Here is an 18842-nt window from a genome sequence, read left to right on the forward strand (position 1 = left end):
AGTGCGCACGCCAATCATAATTGTTTTCACTGCGCTCAGGTTGGGATTGCCTTGTATATGAATGTAGCGGGGAACTGTTAAACTGCTATTATCAGGGTCGGGTGTTGAAGTAATTTGTTTGGAATATCTTTTTGTAAGCGAAACGCCTTTCACCAGGTTCGCTATGTCTTCGTTGCGTTCCTGTTTTAATTGCTGAAGTTCAGAAAAAATAATTTCCATGTTGTTATCGGGAATCCAAACTTTTTTACGGTCGTCCGTGCTGGTGTTGTCATACGTTCCCGCGGGAGTAACCTTGAGCGGAATTTCATACTCGTAATAGTTTTGCGTGAAATCGCTTCCCATGCGGACAAAACAAGTAATGTCGTTATCGTTAAGAGCAGTGCCGGTTGCCTGCGCTTCGGCATGAACATACATGTCCAGTTTTTTGTACGAGCGCATATCCATGTCCACATTTTTATAGGTGGCGCGCGCATCTCCGTCTTCAAGGTTGCAAACTTTCAGCGCCATGGACTGTTCGTTCAAATGAATGGGTGTTGTGGCTCCATAAGATAACTGCCTTTCAATATTTGGCGGAAGAACATAGTTCACCGGTTTTTTTGTTCCGTTCTCTTCGTAATTAACTGCCGCCACATCAAAGGTGGTTCCCACGTCATCGGTTCCGAGGTATTCTCCCAAACTTGCCAAATCATACTGGTATTTTCTCCATTCCCCGCGAATGAGTTCCACTTTTGCAAAGCGCACCACCACCGGCTTGTCAAACCCGCGCAATATCATTCGCATGAAGCGGATGGATTTGAAGTCCTCTATGTTTCCGTACTTGGCTTCAAATGCAGTAACAGGAATTTTTATTTGATACCATTTTACATTTTGTGCATTGCCGTTGGGCTTGGTTCCGTTTGCGTCTTCCGCATCGTTGATGAAATTATTTCCAACATTGGTGGGAGAAATATCGCTCGGAGAAATTTTCACGCGGTACTGAAAATATCCCTCATTCTCGCTCAGGTTATTGTCGCGGTTAATGTCTTCGGTGTTGGGCAGCGTGGTGGAAGAATGCGGAAAGGGGTCGGAGTTTGCCGGGGAATTGCCTTCCGTGCCGTTGTAATATTTATACCGCTCCAGGGTGCCCAATTGCGCGTTGTCATAATCATCTGCGCGGTAATAATGATAATAATCGGAAGAAGGATCTGTTAATGAGTTCGGCTGGTTGGTAAATACAGGAGAGGGAGGAGCAACCGAAGACATTGCACTCATGTATTTGATAAAGAATTTTTTTTCATCATCATCGTTTAATCCATCGTATCCTACATCCTGCGCTGTGCGCGTGCTGAGGTCGTTGTCGAATGCATTTACGATTGCCTGCACTTTCGGAATGTGCCCCCACACAGTAGTATCAACCGGGTGTGTCTGGTCGGAGGAAGAAGTGGGCAGCCCGTTCTCAAAACTTTTTTTTCCATCGCGCAGAACATCTTCCGAAATATTTCCGAGTTGAACAATCAGTTCGCCCGATGTCGCCTGGAGATTATTGTACGGGGGACCCATGTCTGCATTAAACGGATCCATCATCCAGAGTTGTACAAACTGCACGTTTGCCGCTTCAAAATCATTCGTTTCAATTTTGCGCATGATTCCTCCCCAGCGCGATGAAGGATTTTTCAATGTGCCATCCGGATTTGAACCTGAAGAAATTTTAGTAGTGCCCGCAATTGTATCATAGTTGTACATTCCGCGTTCGGAGGGATACAGCGCAAGGTCGAGCGTAGGCAAAGGAACGGGCTGGCCGGTTTGTGATTCTTTCTTGGGAAAAATTTCTTTCTCATAAATTTCGCGCCCATAGTTATCAGACATTCTGTTTTTATCGTAGTAAGAAGGCGTAAGATTATTTGTCTGCCGCATAAACATGGGGTCAATAGTGTACCAGCAAAGTTTCGCGCAGTTGAAGCGGTTCGATAACTCGTTTATTTTTCCTCCTTCGGGCCACAAGCCGTTGGGTCCGTTCTGATATTGCGGAGTGCTGGCGAGAAACCACGCGCCCACCGTTTTAATATCAATCGGGCTTTGGCTTCCTTCGAAATCATCTATGTAGGCGTTTCCTTCTTTGCCGATGGCACGCGAGTGCCCGGGAATAAGCGCTGCGGCTTCGCCCGTTGCGGTGATGGTGGACATTTCCTTGGTGGAAAGCAGCGGAAGTTTATCAATCATGCGCGTGAGAAACGGAACTTCGTTGCGGTAATTTCCATCGAGCCCCAGCATGGTGTTTTTGATGGGCTCTTCGCCCACATTTACTTTTTGCATGAGCGGGCGCTCGTTCAGGCGGATGGCGGTGGCTCCCCAGTGAAAATTCCGGTTCGAGCGGTAATCGAGATGCGCGCCCATCAATGTTTTTTGCTGAATGCCGAAGAGCACATTACTTTCGAATGAAACTTTTATGGGAATTCCGGAACTTAAAATTCCCTGGTTAATGATTTTCACTTTTCCGAGTGCATAGTCCACCGTGTAATCCACATTTTCGGTAAGAGGCGCGCCTCCGGCAGTAACTTTCACCGAGCCCTCGGGAATGTTCGGAGCGTTCAGGTTAATTTCCGAGCCCGCAGCCGATTTAAAACTTCCTTTCATCTTGAAGCGGTTTTTATTCGGCAACTGCTGCGCGGAAGATTTGGTGGAATCATAAAGTTCATTGAATGCATATTTGTTTTCTATGGAAAGCAGCGAGGGGTCGTGCGCGGGATTTATTTTTTCGCGCAAATGATTTCCGAACGGCTCGCGCACGGGAAAATAAATTCTTCCGGTGGCGGCATTGATGGTAACTCCGTCAATGAAATCAAAAACTCCATCGGGCGTTGCATCGCCTGCGGGATTAATGCGGTCGAGGTTCATCACCTGCAGCAGCGGCTTTCCGGTAATGGCAATTCCTTTTTCGGGAATAACAGGAATGAAAGTTCCCGTGCCGGGATTGTTATATAAAATATCGAGTTTGAAACTTTCCGGCTTCACCTGGTAAGCGCCTACCGTATAAACATTTTTCATCATCAAATCCCAGAGAAGCGTGTCTTTGCGCGGGCTCACGTTGGTGCTCTTCAGCATTTTTACGAGCAGGCATTTGGGGTCGGCAATTCCATCGGTGGAAAGTTCGCCCACCTGAAATGTATTTCCGTTGTATGTGTACTGGTATGCCACCGCCACCACCTGGTCAGGATTGATGGTGCTGTTCAGCGAAACAAAACCAAGCTTGGAGTTGAACGTGAATTCGCTGGTTGCTAATCTTCGCGCGGCAAGAACTTTCTCAAAATCCTTAACGGGTATTAATCCCACTCCTGCCGGAGGCAGCGTGGAAAGTATGGTAACTGCGCTGTCGCGGTTTCGGATGTGCGGGCATTGGGCGCAGGAAGAAAAAAGCGTTGGGGGATTTAATGTATTTGCCGTGTTGTCGGGCACAGATGCATTGCTGGCAGTTACTGCGGTTGGGTTGGTCAGGTATTTTGTTTTGTTCTCGCCCAAATCGGTAAGCGCAATAATGTTTCTTGTATCGTTGGTGTTGGAGCTCGTATTGGTAATCCACACTTCCACTTTTGTAACATTGATTTGCGAGCGGATAACCGGCAAACTTTTCAGCGCAGAATCGTATTGCTCTTTGAAAAACTGCGAAAGGAAAAAATGCTTGTTCGATTCATACGCATCGCCATTAATGTCGAAGGTGCTGGTCTGCGCTCCGTTTTCAATATTGATTTCTTTCTTTTGCCCTTTCTCCTGTGAAATGAGCGCGGTAACGGTGGCTTTCCCGAACTGCAGTTGCGTTTTTAATCCGAACAAACTCTGGCTTCCGCTGATGAGCGTGCTGTTCAGCGGCAAACTCACGTTGCCGGCTTCTATTTTTTTTATGATGTCGTCTTCTCCTCCCGAATATTCCAGTTTCATTTTGTTTTCGAAATCAAAGGTTGCCTGCGTGTTGTAGTTGGTAGTGATTTTAAGGCGGTCGCCAATTTTCCCAATCAAACTCAATTGAATTTTTTCATCGAAGTCGAACGTGGTGATGCGCCTGTTCTTCACCGGCACTGCCGGGTTTTCGGTGAACGAAGAGTTGACTCCGAAAATTAATTCGGCAGAGCCCTGCGGGCGAATGTCCACCACGTTGCTTCCGAAGATGCGGTCGAAAACCTGGTTGTTGATTTTGATGGGCGGAATTAAATTTTTGCTTTTGTTTCCCTGCGTCATGGCTTCCGCAGTGCTGCGCGATTTCCAATAGTCCTTCGTGGATTTCCGGAACACGTAATCCACATATTCGTCCTGCGTCATGTAAATGGGCGGGCGGTAATCGAGGTTGCCCATTTTCTGCGTTACGTTGTAGCGGTTGGAATCGGTATCGTAGGTAATATCTGTCTTCACATTCGAAGGCGTGTTCAGGTACATTCCTCCGTTGTAATCGTTCATCTGCGGAAGCCCGTGCGATTCATCGTGCATGGGATATTTGAGATGAAGCGTGTCGGAATCCCTGGCGGAAGAAAAAAAAGCCGGAGGCGCGGAATTTTTCTCCGGAAAATTTTCCACAGGCAGTTCGCGGTGCGTTCCGCTGCTTGCCCAAATCAGCGCGGCAAACACCGAAGGCAGGCCCACAAAAAAAGAATTAACTGAACCTTTCACGGGTTATGTACTGATTGACTATAAATTTTTCAACGCTTCTTTTACCAACTGCTCGACCGATGAATCGGTTTTTGCTGCCAGCGCTTTATCCACCGCCTTTTCCGAACTGGCTTTGGCAAAGCCGAGCGTAAGCAGCGCCTTCAACGCTTCACTGCGGGTTTTATTGTGCGGGTCATCCGCTTTTACTTTTTCCATTTTACCACCCAGGTCCACAATAATCCGCTGCGCGGTTTTTTCCCCGATGCCTTTGATGCTTCTGAAAATTCCTGCCTCTCCTTTTGCAATGGCTGCCTGCACTTCGTCAGGAGAAAGCGCTGACAAAACCATGCGCGCGGTGGAAGCGCCTACGCCCGAAACGGAAAGGAGATGGCGGAAAACGGTTCGCTCGCGCTCGTCAAAAAATCCGTACATGTTTTGCGAAAAATCCTGCTGGTTAGTGATGACGTGCGTGAGCAGTTTGCATTTTTCAGACGAGCCGATTTTCGAATACGTGTTTACGGTAATGTGAATGTAATAGCCGGTTCCGCTGCAATCAATAACGGCATAGGTGGGATTTTTTTCCAGCAGTTTTCCTTCGATGTGGTTTATCATTGGGTTTCGAAAAAAGGGTAGCAAATGTAACAAAAAGCAGGCGCAGATAATTGCACAAAGAGAAAGATGCCTTCTTGAAAAAGTGTGGAAAAATTTTAGCGGCTTCAGGAATTTATCCTCATCCCAATCACCAGCACATCGTCTAACTGGCTGTTGCTGCCTTTCCATGCGGCTAATTTTTCATCCAGGATTTTTTCCTGCTCCCGCATGGGCTTGTGCCGGATGGATAACAGCAGTTCTTCCAACTGCGTTTGCATGAATTTTTCGTCCTGCGGTCCGCCAAACTGGTCGCAGTAGCCGTCTGTGAAAATATAAACGGCATCGCCCTTGCTTAACTGAATGGTTTCTTTCCGGAACGATGCTTCTTTTTTTGTTACTAATCCCACGGGGTGATTTCCCTTTTTTACATTTTTTATTCCGGTTTCGCCTGCGAGCAGCAGCGGGCGCCCCGAAGAAGCGAATTCCAGTTTTTGATTTTTATGGTCAATGGCGCAGAGGGCAATGTCCATGCCGTCCACGGTTCCGGTTTCGTGCTCTTGTTTTTTCAGCGCGCTCACCACGCCTTCGTGAAGTTGATGCAGGATAATTTCAGGGTCGGTGATTTTTTTGTTGTTCACAATGTCATTTAAAAGATTATTCCCGATGAGCGACATGAATGCGCCCGGCACCCCGTGCCCCGTGCAATCCACTGCCGCCACCAGCGAAGTTCCGTTCATGCGCGCGAACCAGTAAAAGTCACCGCTCACAATATCTTTGGGCTTGAAAAGAATGAATGATTCGGGAATCACTTCCTGAATTTTTTCTTTCAGCGGAAGAATGGATTCCTGGATGCGTTTGGCATACCGGATGGAGGCGGTAATGTTCTGATTTTTTTTCTCAATCACTTTGTTCTGCACTTCCACCAGTTCTTTTTCCGCGCGGAGTTCTTTCGTTTTCAAATCCACCTGCTCTTCTAAATATTTTTTCATGGCGCGCAGCCGGCTCAGCCGCCATTTAAACACCGCGTAAATGCCAAGAAGTATTGTGCACAGCACCGAAATGCGGAACCACCACGTTGCCCAGAAGGGCGGTGTGATTTGAAAACTGAATGTTGCAGGCGCGCTCCAGATGCCATCGTTGTTGCACGACATCACGTTGAAAGTAAATTTTCCCGGGGGAAGATTGGAGTAGGTGGCGAAATTTTCTTTCATCGGCTCCGTCCAGTCCTTATCGAACCCTTCGAGTTTATATTTATACTGAACTTTTTTCGGAATGGAAAAACTCAGCCCCGCAAAATCAAACGTGAGATGGTTTTTGTTGTACGGAAAAACCATGCGCGCGGGAAGAAACAAGCGCGGGGAAAGAGAGTCGGAATAAGTTGCGAAATCAAAATTCTCGAAGGAAAGACGCACGTTTGTAATTTCGGTTTGCGGCTCAACCGGATTTGTTTTGTCTTCCGAAGGATGATAGCAGAATGCCCCGCGAATGGTGCCGAACCAGGTATTTCCGTTTTCTTCTTTCAAAACAGAACCGGTGTTGCACTCCGTTCCGAAAAATCCTTCCTCGCTTCCGAAATGCTTGGTTGCAATTTTTCCGGTGCGGTAATACTCTGCCAAATCAAGTTTGTCAATTCCGCTGTTCGTGCCAATCAGTAAATGATTGTCGTCTGTGGCGGCAATGGCATACACCGTGTTGGACGCGAGCCCGTCTTTTTTGGTAATGGTTTTTATTTCTCTGGTAACAGGATTTATGCGGCTGATGCCGTCAAAATTTGCCGACCATATATTCCCCGCGCTGTCTTCTGCAATGCAAAGCGAGCCGTTGCCCGCCAGCCCGTCTGCTTCGGTAAAATTTCGGAAAGAAAATTTTCCGTTCTCTTCTTTCACAAGAGAAATTCCTCCTCCCGAAGTTCCAAACCATAAATTATTTTTTTTATCCTCGTAGGCGCAGAGAAACCGCGCATTCGCCAAGCCGTCCTTCGTGGAAAAAATCCGGAATGTCTTTCCGTCAAAAAGATTCAGCCCGTTGCCGGTTCCCACCCAGATTCTTCCTTTGTAATCGGAAAAGAGGACGCGCACATAATTATTGCTCAACCCGTTTTTCTCGTTGTAGTTGGTAAATTTTCCATTGGCGTATTTAAAAATTCCGCTGCCGGTAGTGGTCAGCCAGATGTTCCCGTCCTTGTCTTCTATAATGCGCCAGACCTTCTCATCGGCAAAGCCATTTTTGGAATTAAAGAAAGAGAACTTTTTACCGTCAAAGAACGTTGCTCCGTTGTCGTGCCCGAACCATCGTTCGCCTTTTTTTGTTTTGCATAGGGAAAGAATCATTTCGCTTGGCAAACCGTTTTGCGCGCGAAGGGAAGTAAATGTTTGCTCGCCCAGTTTTGCCGCGCCCGCGCCATCGGTGCCGAACCAGATATTTCCCTCGCGGTCTTCAAAAGAAGAATACGCGCCATCCACGGAAAGCCCTTCGCGGCTTCCGAATTTAACAACCGTGTCTTTTGAAATTTTATACACGCCCGCATCGAGCGTACACACCCAGATGTTTTTCCGGCTGTCCGTTTTTATGGATTGAATGATTTGCTTTGCGAGGGGCGGTGCCGGAAGGGCAAGAAAAGAAATTTTTTCTCCTTCAATCACATTAATTCCCGCTGACGTGCCTGCAAAAGTTTTGTTTTCGTCCTGTAAAAAACAATTTACTGCGTTGCTCCTGAGCCCGTTTGCGGTTGAATATTTTTTTACGATTATGTTGTTCTTCTCCATAAAAATTCCATCCCCGCTTGTTCCCATCCAGATATTTCCTTGTTTGTCTTTATACACGCTTAAAATTGTTTTTCCTTTCAGCCCGGGAATTTCGTGCAGCACATTTCCGTCATACACAAATGCACCCTGGTTTGTTCCGAAATAAATCTCACTCGAAGAAACCACCAGCATGCTTCGGATAAATAAACCGGAGAGCGGTTTTAACTCCGGTGGAAGGGGAAGAAATTTTTTTGTCTGATAAATGCTGATGCCTTTGGGCGTTCCTGCCCAAAGCCGCTCTTGTTCATCTTCGCCCAGGCAATACACGCCATCGTAGCAAAGCCCTTCGGAAATGGTGAACACGGAAAATTTTTTCCCGTCATAGCGCACCAGCCCTCCCCCATCGGTGCCGAACCAGAGAAATCCTTTTTTATCCTGCAGCACGCAATGCACCTGCGACTGGGGAATTCCTTCTTCGATGGAATATAAATGAATATTGGCGGTTTGCGCGCGGCAAAAAAACGGAAGCGCCAGAAAAAAAACGGGGGCAAGAATTTTCTTCGTTGCCATCTTTGCTATCACAGTTCGTTGAATAAAAATTCAATGCTCGGACAAAGTTCGGCAAACTCTTCTCCCGCTTCACGCATGTCACGGTCGCCCTTTTTGTACTGCCAGTTTATTTTTGCCGCCTTTCCTTTTTCTTTCACCGATTCCAGTTTGGTGAGGATGTCGAATATGGGTTTGTAGGAAGACGAATTAAAATACTGAAGTTGGAAAACAAAAAGCGTTTCATGGTTGGGCGATTGCACGTAGCGGTCAATCCAGTTGAGAACGGGCGTAAAAAATTCGCGCGTGTCTTCGGGATACGAGCGCCCGCTGACAGAAAATAAATTATTCTGCGCATCAAGAATGATTTCGGGCGTGTCGGTTCCTTTTGCAATTTTTAACGGCTCCATTCATTTTTCAATTTGATGCCACAATGCTTTCGAGCGAAAAAAAAGTAGCGCGCTCATCCAATTTTCTGAATTCATACGAAAATTTTTCCGCCTTGCGCGCGATGCTTACCAATCCAAGCCCTGCTCCGGATTTTTCGCTCAGGATGGTTTCGGAAAGCGTTTTCTTGTGAAGCGCTTTCAATTCTTCCCTGCTTAAGCCGGAAAGTTGTTTCAGCCGCGCTTCCAGTTTTTCCACTTCGGAATTCTTTATCAGGTTTCCGGTTTTAATGAAAAAACTATTTTCTTTTCTTCCCACCAGGATAATTCCCGGCTTGAGGTCACCGTTTTCTTCGGGCGCTGTTCCGTATTTGCAAATGTTCTGCATGCATTCCACCATAATGGAAAACACGCGGCTCTTCACCTGCGTTTTGTTGTCGTGGTATTCATTTTTTGTTTCGGCAAGAAGAAGAATGGCGTTTACCAAATCCTGGTTAAAGTCGCCTTTGAAACAAAGCATCAGGTTGGCTTTTTCAAAATCGGAGAACCAATTATAAATGAGCGAGGGCTTATCGGAAGTGATGTTGAGCATGTTCGTTAGAAATAACTTACTAAAGTAAAAAATTATTCATCATTGGCGAATCGCGCAGGATTATTTCCTCTGCGCATCCACCACGGCAATGGTAACCATGTTCACGATTTCGCGAACCGAACTTCCGAGTTGTAAAATATGAACCGGTTTTTTTGTTCCGAGAAGAATGGGGCCGATGGCTTCCGCGCCTCCGATTTCCTGCATCATTTTATAGGCAATGTTTCCTGCCGCAAGATTCGGAAAGATGAGCGTGTTTACTTTTTTATTCACCAAATCACTAAACGGAAAATGGTCTTTTAATAAAGTATTGTTGAGCGCTACGTTTGCCTGCATTTCTCCATCTACCACCATGCCCGGAAAATTTTTGTGAAGCGCCTCAACGGCTTTTCTTGTCTTGTCCGGAATTTCTCCTGTAACCGAACCGAAATTGGAATAAGAAAGAATTGCAATTCGCGGAACAATATTGAATTGTTTCACTGCCGTTGCGGTGAGAATGGTTATGTCCACCAAATCCTGCGCGGTGGGCTCAACGGTTACAGTTGTGTCGGCAAAAAAGAAGGGCCCGTGCTTGGTAATAATAATGTACATGCCTGCCACTTTGCTCACTCCCTCCTGCACGCCAATCACCTGAAGCGCTGCGCGCACAGGGTCAGCATATTTTCGGGTGAGTCCGGAAACCATTGCATCGGCAGCGCCCGTTTCCACCATCATGGCTCCGAAATAATTCCGCTCGCGCATCATCTGGCGCGCTTCAAACAACGTAAATCCTCTTCTCTTGCGCTTGTCAAAAAATAAATCTCCGAAATGTTTTCTGCGCTCGTCCTCTTCTGCGCTGCGCGGGTCAATGATGGGAACGTCTTCGAGGTCAAGATTGTTTTCAGAAATAGTTTTCAGAATTTTCTTTTTATCTCCGAGCAAAATCGGCTTTGCAATTCCTTCGTCTTTGATTACCTGCGCGGCTTTAAGAATTTTATAATGGTCTGCTTCGGTAAAAATAACGCGCTTGGGATTTTGTTTTGCCTTGGTGGTAATGGTGCGGATGAGTTTGTTGTCAATTCCAAGCCGGTTGATGAGTTCCTGTTTGTATGCTTCCCAGTCGGTAATTTTTTTCTGCGCAACCCCTGAATCCATTGCGGCTTTGGCAACTGCTGGCGCCACAGTATAAATCAATCGGGAGTCAATTGGCTTGGGAATAATATATTCTTTTCCAAAAGTGATGTTGCGGAGATTGTATGCCAGATTCACTTCTTCCGGAACATTTTCTCTGGCAAGATTGGCGATGGCTTTCACCGCAGCAAGTTTCATCTCTTCGTTGATTCGTGTTGCGCGCACATCGAGCGCTCCGCGGAAGATGAACGGAAATCCCAAAACATTGTTTACCTGGTTCGGATTATCGCTTCTTCCGGTTGCAATTATTATATCTTCTCTTGCGCCTGCCGCTTCTTCATAGGGAATTTCGGGGTCGGGATTTGCCAGCGCAAACACAATCGCGTTCTTCGCCATACTCTTCACCATTTCTTTCGTAACAATATTTCCTTTCGATAATCCCACAAAAACATCTGCGCCCTTCATCGCTTCCGCCAAATCTTTCACTTTTGTTTTTACTGCGAAGAATTTTTTGTTTTCATCCAAATCATTTCTGTCTGTGGAAAGCGCACCTTTCGAGTCAAGCATTAAAATATTTTCCTTCTTCGCTCCGAGCGAAATATAAAGTTTGGCGCACGAAATTGCCGCAGCACCCGCACCGTTCACCACAATTTTTACTTTGGAAATTTCTTTTCCTGAAAGTTCCACGGCATTCAGCAAAGCGGCCGCGGAAATAATTGCGGTGCCGTGCTGGTCATCGTGCATGATGGGAATTTTTAATTCCTCTTTCAGCCGTTTTTCAATTTCAAAACACTCGGGCGATTTTATGTCTTCAAGATTTATTCCGCCAAACGTGGGCGCGATGGCTTTCACTGTCTGCACAAATTTATCCACGTCTTCTGTGTCAACCTCAATATCGAATACATCTATGTCAGCATAAATTTTAAAAAGCATTCCTTTTCCTTCCATCACGGGTTTGCCTGCTGCAGCGCCAATATTCCCCAAACCTAAAACTGCAGTGCCGTTAGAAATAACCGCCACCAGATTTCCCTTGGCAGTGTATTTGTAAACATTTTCGGGATTTGCTGCAATGTCGAGACAGGGCTCGGCAACTCCGGGAGAATATGCCAGCGATAAATCCCGCTGCGTGCTATGCGGCTTGGTGGGAATGACTTCGATTTTCCCCGGTCTTCCGCTGGAATGGTAATCGAGCGCATCTTCTTTTCTTAAATTCGCCATTGTACGAATATCGAATAAAAAACGAATATACGAATTACAAAAAAGATTGTGTCGCTTCGGTGTAATCGTGTATTTTCAATCTGTACAATCAACGGCAATGGCAAAGAAAAAATTAGTTGTGTTCTCCGGAGCAGGCATCAGCGCGGAAAGCGGATTGAAAACTTTTCGCGACAGCGGTGGGTTGTGGGAAGAATACAATGTGGAAGATGTGGCGACTCCCGAAGCGTGGAATAAAAATCCGGCAGTGGTGCTGGAATTTTATAATATGAGAAGAAGGCAGGCGGTAAATGCAAAGCCGAATGCCGCGCATCATGCGCTGGTGAAACTGGAAAAAAAATTTGATGTGCAAATTATCACGCAGAATATTGACGACCTCCACGAAAAAGCCGGCTCGAAAAAAGTTTTGCATCTGCACGGAGAAATTTCCAAGTGCAGAAGTTCGGTGGATGAATCGCTGATTTATCCGATGAAAAAAGATTTGAAGATGGGGCAACTTTGCGAAAAGGGCTCGCAGCTGCGCCCGCACATTGTTTGGTTTGGCGAGTTTGTTCCGATGATGGAAATTGCAAATTCCATAGCGGCTACTGCAGAACTCTTCCTTATTATAGGAACTTCGCTGAATGTTTATCCGGCTGCGGGGCTTATAAATTTCGTGCCTGAAAAAACTCCGAAGTACCTGGTGGACCCGAGTGCTTTTTCGAAAGATTACATTTCAAATCTCACAATTATAAAAGAAACTGCCGGCAAGGGCGTTCCTAAACTTGTTGAAAATCTTTTGAAATGATGTTAGTATGTTTTGATTTCTTATTTTATCAACAGCGTGAATCTCATTTTCTATTTCTCAAGGTAATTATTACAAAACTTGAAACATTTTATTAACTTTAGGACAGAAATTTCTGGCGTATATTTTTCAACAATGATGAAAATTAACAACGTGTTAATAACAAAAAACAAATTTGCTAATCAGGCGATTATAAATTTTATCCTGTTGGAAGATTGTTATGAAAATTTTATAAGAGTTGCTGTCAAGCTATGTGGAGTATTTTTCCCAACAGAGTTAACAGCATAATAGATACATTAAATATTAAATAAATAAAAAATTAAATACAATAGTGTTTGTTTGAAAGTTGATTTTATGCAAAGTAATATTTCCATAGATTTGTTTTCTGAAATTGAAAAACTCAAAAAAGAAAAAAATGCAGTTATCCTCGCGCATTATTACCAGGAGCCCGATATTCAGGATGTGGCGGATTTTATTGGCGACAGTTTGGGATTATCACAGCAGGCAGCAAAAACAAAAGCCGATATTATTGTTTTCGCAGGCGTGCATTTCATGGCGGAGACAGCAAAGATTTTATCTCCACAGAAAAAAGTTTTACTCCCGGATTTGAAAGCAGGATGTTCGCTTGCAGATGCCTGCCCTGCCGATAAATTTTCTGACTTCAAAAAAAAATATCCTGAACATATTGTGATTACATACGTGAATTGTTCTGCAGAAATAAAAGCGCTATCGGATATTATTTGCACTTCCACTAATGCGCAAAAAATAGTAGAGAGTTTACCGAAAGAACAAAAAATTATTTTCGCACCCGATAAAAATTTAGGAAAGTTCATAGAGAAGCAAACAGGAAGAGAAATGATTTTGTGGGATGGAAGTTGCATGGTGCATGAAATTTTTTCACTAAAGAAAATTTTACAGTTGAAAGAGCAACACCCGGACGCAAAATTCATTGCGCATCCGGAATGTGAAGAGTCAATTTTGAAAATTGCAGATTACATCGGTTCAACAACAGGACTTTTAAATTTTACTAAAAAAGATTTTGCGAAAGAATTTATTGTAGCAACAGAAACCGGAATTATTTACCAGATGCAAAAATCATCTCCTGAAAAAACTTTTATTCCCGCGCCACCGAATAATTCCTGTGCCTGCAATGATTGCCCGCACATGAAATTAAACACACTCGAAAAGTTGTACACTTGCCTGAAATATGAAACGCCCGAAGTCGTTATGGAAAAAAGTTTAATTGAGCGTGCAGAAAAACCAATCAGGAGAATGTTGGAAATATCAGAAAGATTAGGATTGTGAAAAAGTTTCTGAAATATATATTTATTCCATTTGTCATTTGTCATTTGTCATTTGTCATTTGTTTTGCACAGCCTCAGCAAAACGTAAATCCAAACGGCTACAATAAATTTTATTACGAGAACGGAAAAATTTCCAGCGAGGGAATGATGAAAGATAGCCGCCCCGAAGGTTACTGGAAAACCTATTCACCGAATGGAAAAATAAAATCGCAAGGCAACCGGAAAAATTTTGAATTAGATAGTTTATGGAAATTCTATAACGAAAATGGAAAACTTCTCACCGAAATAAATTACCGCAACGGAAAAAAAGATGGAATGAAAAGAACGTGGGATGCGGATGGATTTATTCTTTCTGAGGAAAATTATTCGTCCGATGTGAAACAAGGCATGACCATTACGTACTATGCGCCCGATGATACCATTCAGACAAAAGGGAAAGTAAAAATGAAAATTCCTTTCGACAAAGGAAAAGAAAACGGAACAGCATTCGAGTATGATAAAAACGGAAACATTATTACAATTCTCGAATACAGTTACGGAGTTTTGAAAAAACAGGAATTAGTTAACCGAACCGATAAGAGCGGACAAAAGCAAGGAACATGGAAAGAATTTTTTCCGAGCGGAAAAGTAAAATCAGAAACCGCCTATCAGAACGGAAAGAAAACGGGCTATGAGAAAAAATTCACCGAAACGGGGAGTTTGGCAAATGTCGAAAAATTTATTGGCGATTCCGCAGTAAAAGAAGCGCCCGAACTCACTACCAAACTCGAAGTGCGCAACGAATACTATGAGGATGGCGCAATAAAAAAAACAGGAACATATTTATATGGCGTTGCCGAGGGCACGCACAAAGAATATTCTCCGGAAGGAAAAATTACCGGAGCAAAAATTTTTCACGAAGGAAATTTAATCGGAGAAGGGTTGATTGATGAAGCCGGCAATCAGCAAGGAGCATGGACAGAATACCACGCGAACGGAAAAATAAAAGGAAAAGGAAGTTATGAGAATGGAATTAAAACAGGCGAATGGGTTTTCTACCATCCCAACGGAAAAACGGAGCAGAAAGGAAAGTATGATAAGAAAGGGAAGCCGCAAGGATTATGGCAGTGGTATTATGACTCCGGAAATTTATTGCGCGAAGAAACTTATCTCAACGGAAAACGTGAAGGCGCGTTAACAGAATGGAGCGATGCAAAAAAAGATTCTTCGGGCAACAAAACAGAAGCGCAGGTGATTACAAAAGGAGAATATATTGACGGCATGAAAGAAGGAAAATGGTTTTACCAGATTCAGGATTACCGTGAAGAAGGAATGTATAAAAGCGACAACAAAGATGGCGCGTGGGAATCTTACTATGTGGATAACAACCAGGTTCGCTTCGCGGGAAAATTTGTGGAAGGGCTTCCCGATGGAAAGCACACCTATTATTATCACGATGGCAAGAAAGAAGAAGAAGGAAAATATATCATGGGAAACAAAGACGGCAACTGGGAATATTTTAATCCGGATGGAACACTTCTGATAACAATCACATTCCACAAAGACCGTGAAATAAAATTTGACGGAGTAAAAGTAAAACCGCTTCTCCCGGGCGAAACGCTGAAATAAAATTTATGTCCGCGCAGCAAAATCAATTTATCTCCGAAGAAATTTTCCGCAATCTCTTCGACAAAAACCCGCTGCCCATGTGGGTGTTCGATACAAACACATTGCAGTTTTTGTTGGTGAACAAGGCGGCAATAAAAAAATACGGCTACTCGCACGAAGAATTTCTTTCAATGACCATAGCAGACATTCGTCCGAAAGAAGAAAGAAAAAAACTTCTTGAACACCACATTGCCATAACAGAGAGCAACCGCCTTTCAGCCAATCAGGGAATATGGAAACATAAAACCAAAGACGGTGAAATTATTTTTGTTGATATTACCTCGAGTGCGATTCTTTTCGAGGGAAAGCAAGCAGTTGCTGTTGCTGTTTCCGATGTAACCGAAAAAGAAAAAGCAAAGCAGGAATTAATGGAAAGCGAAGAACGGTTTCGGCTTCTTGCAGAAAGTTCGCTCGAAGGAATTGTTCTAAGCGAAAACAAAATCATAATTGACTCCAACGAGCAATTTGTAAAAATGTTCGGCTATGAAACGCGCAGCGAACTCATAGGTAAAAATGTGGAAACGCTGGTCCATCCGAAAGATGTATCCGTGGTGATTGAAAAAATTCAGGAAACAAATACCGAACCGTATGAACTCGTCTGCATAAAAAAAGACGGAACAAATTTTATTGTAAAGTCAAAAGGAAGAATAATTCCCTTCGGAGAAAGAGCCATACGCATTTCGGTGGTGAGCGACATAACCGCACAAAAAGAAAATGAAAAAAACCTGAAGCAAAGCGAAGAACGGTTCCGCCATCTTTTCGAAAATAATCTTGCGGGAGTTTTTCGTTCAGAAGTTGGAGGCGGGCTGATTGAAGTCAACCAGGCGCTGGCGGAAATTTTCGGATATAAATCAGCGGAAGAATTAAAAAAAATAAAAGCGCAGCAATTATATTATTCGATTCATGACAGGGAAAGATATTTAAACGAACTGCAGAAAAACAAATACGTGAAAAACTTCCAGATGCGGATGAAGAAAAAAGACGGAAGCGAAATCTGGATTCTGGAAAACGTTCAACTGGCAAAAGATTTTAAAACAGGAAAAGAATTTATTGAAGGAACGCTGATTGACATAACGGAAACAAAACGCGTTCAGCAGGCGCTTCAGGAAAGCGAAGAAAATTATAAAAGTTTAATCGAGCACACCCCCGATGGAATTTTAATTCACGATGAAAAGGGCGAAACAATTTTTGCAAACCCCGCAGCGCTGAAGATGATAGGCATTTCCTCGCTGCAAGAAGTGGCGGAAAAAAATCTTTTCGGCTACGTGCTTCCCGAGTATCATGAAAAAATAAGAACAAGAAAAGAAGAACTGAGCCAGGGGAAAGAAGCGCCTTTCATGGAAATTAAAATTCGCAAAGTAGACGGGAAAACAATAGAAGTGGAAACCAAAACAAGCCGCATAAACTATCACGGGGAAAAAGCAGTAGAAGTTGTGCTCCACGATATTTCGCTCCAGCGCCAGCTCGAACGCGAACAAATGCGGCTGCAACTCGAAGAAGAATCCAACCGCGAACTGAAACGTGAAATTGCCGCGCACATCCGCACACGGCAGCGGTTAAATGCCAACCAAAAATATATTCGCCTGCTGATAGATTCTTCCCTCGATATGATTTTTGCATGCGATGAGAAAGGAAAATTCACCGAGTTTAACAGAGCCGCACAATTAACTTTCGGATATAAACCCGAGGAAATATTAGGCAAACAAATTTCGATTTTATATGCAGACAGAGGACATTCGGAACGAATCGGAGATTTAATTTTCCAGGATGGAAATTACATGGGCGAAGCCGACCACCTAAAAAAGAACGGGGAAACTTTTCCTGCGTATGTAAATGCTTCGCTCCTGAAAAATGACAAGGGAGAAATTATAGGAACCATGAGCATTTCGCGCGACATTACCCGAATTAAAGAAGCGGAAGAGCAATTGAAAAAATCTGTTCATGAAAAAGAAATTCTTCTGAAAGAAATTCACCACCGCGTGAAAAATAATATGCAGGTGATTTCAAGCATTCTCAAATTGCAATCCGCCTACGTGAAAGACAAAAAGACCGTGGAGCTTCTCAACGAATGCAGAAACCGGATTGCTTCCATGGCATTCATCCACGCTTCTTTGTATATGACAAAAGATTTTGCCAACATTAATTTTTCTGACTACGTGAGCAACATTGCGGGAAATCTTCAGCAGTCGTATGTAAGCGCGGATAAAAAAATTCTTCTTCAGATTGATGTGCCCAAGGTAAATCTTCACATTGACGATGCCATTCCCTGCGGGCTCATCATCAATGAACTTCTTTCCAATTCGTTCAAGTATGCCTTCGTGAAAAAGAAAAGAGGAACGGTAGGAATCTCTGTGAAAGTAAAGAAAGAAAATATTATACTTGCAATCTGGGATAATGGAAGCGGCTTTCCGAAAAATATTAATTATAAAAACACCGAATCACTCGGATTGCAACTGGTAAATTCGCTCTCGGAACAAATTGGCGGCAAAATAAAAATGGAAAGTAAAAAAGAAGTAGGAACAAAATTCATTATCGCATTTGAAAAACAAAAAAAGCCCCATGAATAAAACAGGAATCCTGGTTGTAGAAGATGAAAGCATTGTAGCGAAAGACATTCAGCAATCGCTGAAGAAACTCGGCTATGAAGTGCTGGGTGTTTGCGCTACGGGCGAAGATGCTATGGAAAAAGCCGACCGGCTGAAGCCGAACTTAGTATTGATGGATATTATGCTGAAAGGCGATGTGAGCGGAATTGATGCGGCAGAATATGTGCGTGATAAATTAAACATACCGGTAATTTTTCTCACCGCCTATGCCGACAGCAGCACGCTTTCCAAAGCAAAAGTAACCGAACCGTACGGATATATTATAAAACCATTCAAAGAAATTGATTTGCAGACGAACATTGAAATTGCATTATACAAACACGAAAAAGCAAACGAAGCAAAACGCGAGCGCGATTTTTTATATTCTTTAGTAGAGGCAAAAAGTTCCAAAGAAGTAATTTTTGCCAAGTCAAATCTTAAACTGGTAAAAATTCACACAAAGGATATTTATTTTCTCGAATCGCTGAAAGATTATGTTACCATTAACACAAAGAATAACCGCTTCATCATTCACTCCACCATGGGAGATATCGAAAAAAAATTTCCCACCACCGAATTTGTCCGCGTGCACCGCTCTTTTATAGTGCGCATCGATAAAATTGCTTCGATAGACCATAATTTTCTTGTTGTGGAAGACCTTCAAAAACAAATTCCCATCAGCGCATCTTATTACGTAGAATTAAAAAAACGACTTAACATGCTTTAA

The 18842-nt window shown here is 43.7% G+C and carries 11 protein-coding genes; 5 read left to right on the forward strand and 6 right to left on the reverse strand.

Features of this window, described 5'->3' with window-relative positions; all coding sequences use genetic code 11:
* The 6 genes from sprA to HY063_04625 form a co-directional block, all read right to left on the reverse strand.
* Positions 1-4635: cell surface protein SprA (gene sprA / locus HY063_04600; GenBank protein ID MBI3501053.1), on the reverse strand; the 4635-nt coding region annotated here is incomplete at its 3' end.
* Between the two features lie 18 nt (positions 4636-4653).
* Complete coding sequence (ruvA, locus tag HY063_04605; GenBank protein MBI3501054.1) at positions 4654-5226, reverse strand: Holliday junction branch migration protein RuvA; 573 nt, start codon at positions 5224-5226, stop codon at positions 4654-4656.
* Positions 5227-5330: 104 nt separating this feature from the next.
* A complete protein-coding gene (locus HY063_04610; GenBank protein ID MBI3501055.1) occupies positions 5331-8519 on the reverse strand; it encodes a SpoIIE family protein phosphatase in 3189 nt (1062 codons plus the stop codon).
* A gap of 8 nt (positions 8520-8527) precedes the next feature.
* A complete protein-coding gene (locus HY063_04615) occupies positions 8528-8905 on the reverse strand; it encodes a DUF1987 domain-containing protein (GenBank protein ID MBI3501056.1) in 378 nt (125 codons plus the stop codon).
* A gap of 7 nt (positions 8906-8912) precedes the next feature.
* Positions 8913-9473 carry a hypothetical protein gene (locus tag HY063_04620; protein ID MBI3501057.1) on the reverse strand — a complete coding sequence of 187 codons (561 nt, stop codon included), beginning with the start codon at positions 9471-9473 and terminating at the stop codon, positions 8913-8915.
* 60 nt (positions 9474-9533) lie between these two features.
* Positions 9534-11798, reverse strand: a complete 2265-nt coding sequence (locus HY063_04625) for an NADP-dependent malic enzyme (protein ID MBI3501058.1) — start codon at positions 11796-11798, stop codon at positions 9534-9536.
* Positions 11799-11895: 97 nt separating this feature from the next.
* On the opposite strand from HY063_04625, the gene HY063_04630 reads away from it, so the two are divergent.
* The 5 genes from HY063_04630 to HY063_04650 all read left to right on the forward strand — a co-directional run bounded on the left by HY063_04630 (position 11896) and on the right by HY063_04650 (position 18842).
* The gene (locus HY063_04630; GenBank protein MBI3501059.1) at positions 11896-12582 is read left to right on the forward strand and encodes an NAD-dependent deacylase; all 687 of its coding nucleotides are present in this window, start codon (positions 11896-11898) and stop codon (positions 12580-12582) included.
* Positions 12583-12933: 351 nt separating this feature from the next.
* Positions 12934-13884, forward strand: a complete 951-nt coding sequence (gene nadA / locus HY063_04635; protein ID MBI3501060.1) for a quinolinate synthase NadA — start codon at positions 12934-12936, stop codon at positions 13882-13884.
* Positions 13881-15491, forward strand: a complete 1611-nt coding sequence (locus HY063_04640; GenBank protein ID MBI3501061.1) for a toxin-antitoxin system YwqK family antitoxin — start codon at positions 13881-13883, stop codon at positions 15489-15491. The genes nadA and HY063_04640 overlap by 4 nt, the downstream gene beginning before the upstream one ends.
* Before the next feature lie 5 nt (positions 15492-15496).
* Positions 15497-18097, forward strand: a complete 2601-nt coding sequence (locus HY063_04645; protein MBI3501062.1) for a PAS domain S-box protein — start codon at positions 15497-15499, stop codon at positions 18095-18097.
* Entirely contained in the window at positions 18090-18842 is a 753-nt protein-coding gene (locus tag HY063_04650; GenBank protein ID MBI3501063.1) for a LytTR family transcriptional regulator DNA-binding domain-containing protein, read from the forward strand. Before HY063_04645 ends, HY063_04650 begins: the two co-directional genes overlap by 8 nt.

It is taken from the genome of Bacteroidota bacterium, from assembly GCA_016195025.1.
Lineage (GTDB): Bacteria > Bacteroidota > Bacteroidia > Palsa-948 > Palsa-948 > Palsa-948.

Coding starts and splice junctions, on each gene's coding strand:
- ruvA (MBI3501054.1), bottom strand. CDS start 5,226: ATGATAAACCACATCGAAGGAAAACTGCTGGAAAAAAATCCCACCTAT.
- HY063_04610 (MBI3501055.1), bottom strand. CDS start 8,519: ATGGCAACGAAGAAAATTCTTGCCCCCGTTTTTTTTCTGGCGCTTCCG.
- HY063_04615 (MBI3501056.1), bottom strand. CDS start 8,905: ATGGAGCCGTTAAAAATTGCAAAAGGAACCGACACGCCCGAAATCATT.
- HY063_04620 (MBI3501057.1), bottom strand. CDS start 9,473: ATGCTCAACATCACTTCCGATAAGCCCTCGCTCATTTATAATTGGTTC.
- HY063_04625 (MBI3501058.1), bottom strand. CDS start 11,798: ATGGCGAATTTAAGAAAAGAAGATGCGCTCGATTACCATTCCAGCGGA.
- HY063_04630 (MBI3501059.1), top strand. CDS start 11,896: ATGGCAAAGAAAAAATTAGTTGTGTTCTCCGGAGCAGGCATCAGCGCG.
- nadA (MBI3501060.1), top strand. CDS start 12,934: ATGCAAAGTAATATTTCCATAGATTTGTTTTCTGAAATTGAAAAACTC.
- HY063_04645 (MBI3501062.1), top strand. CDS start 15,497: ATGTCCGCGCAGCAAAATCAATTTATCTCCGAAGAAATTTTCCGCAAT.
- HY063_04650 (MBI3501063.1), top strand. CDS start 18,090: ATGAATAAAACAGGAATCCTGGTTGTAGAAGATGAAAGCATTGTAGCG.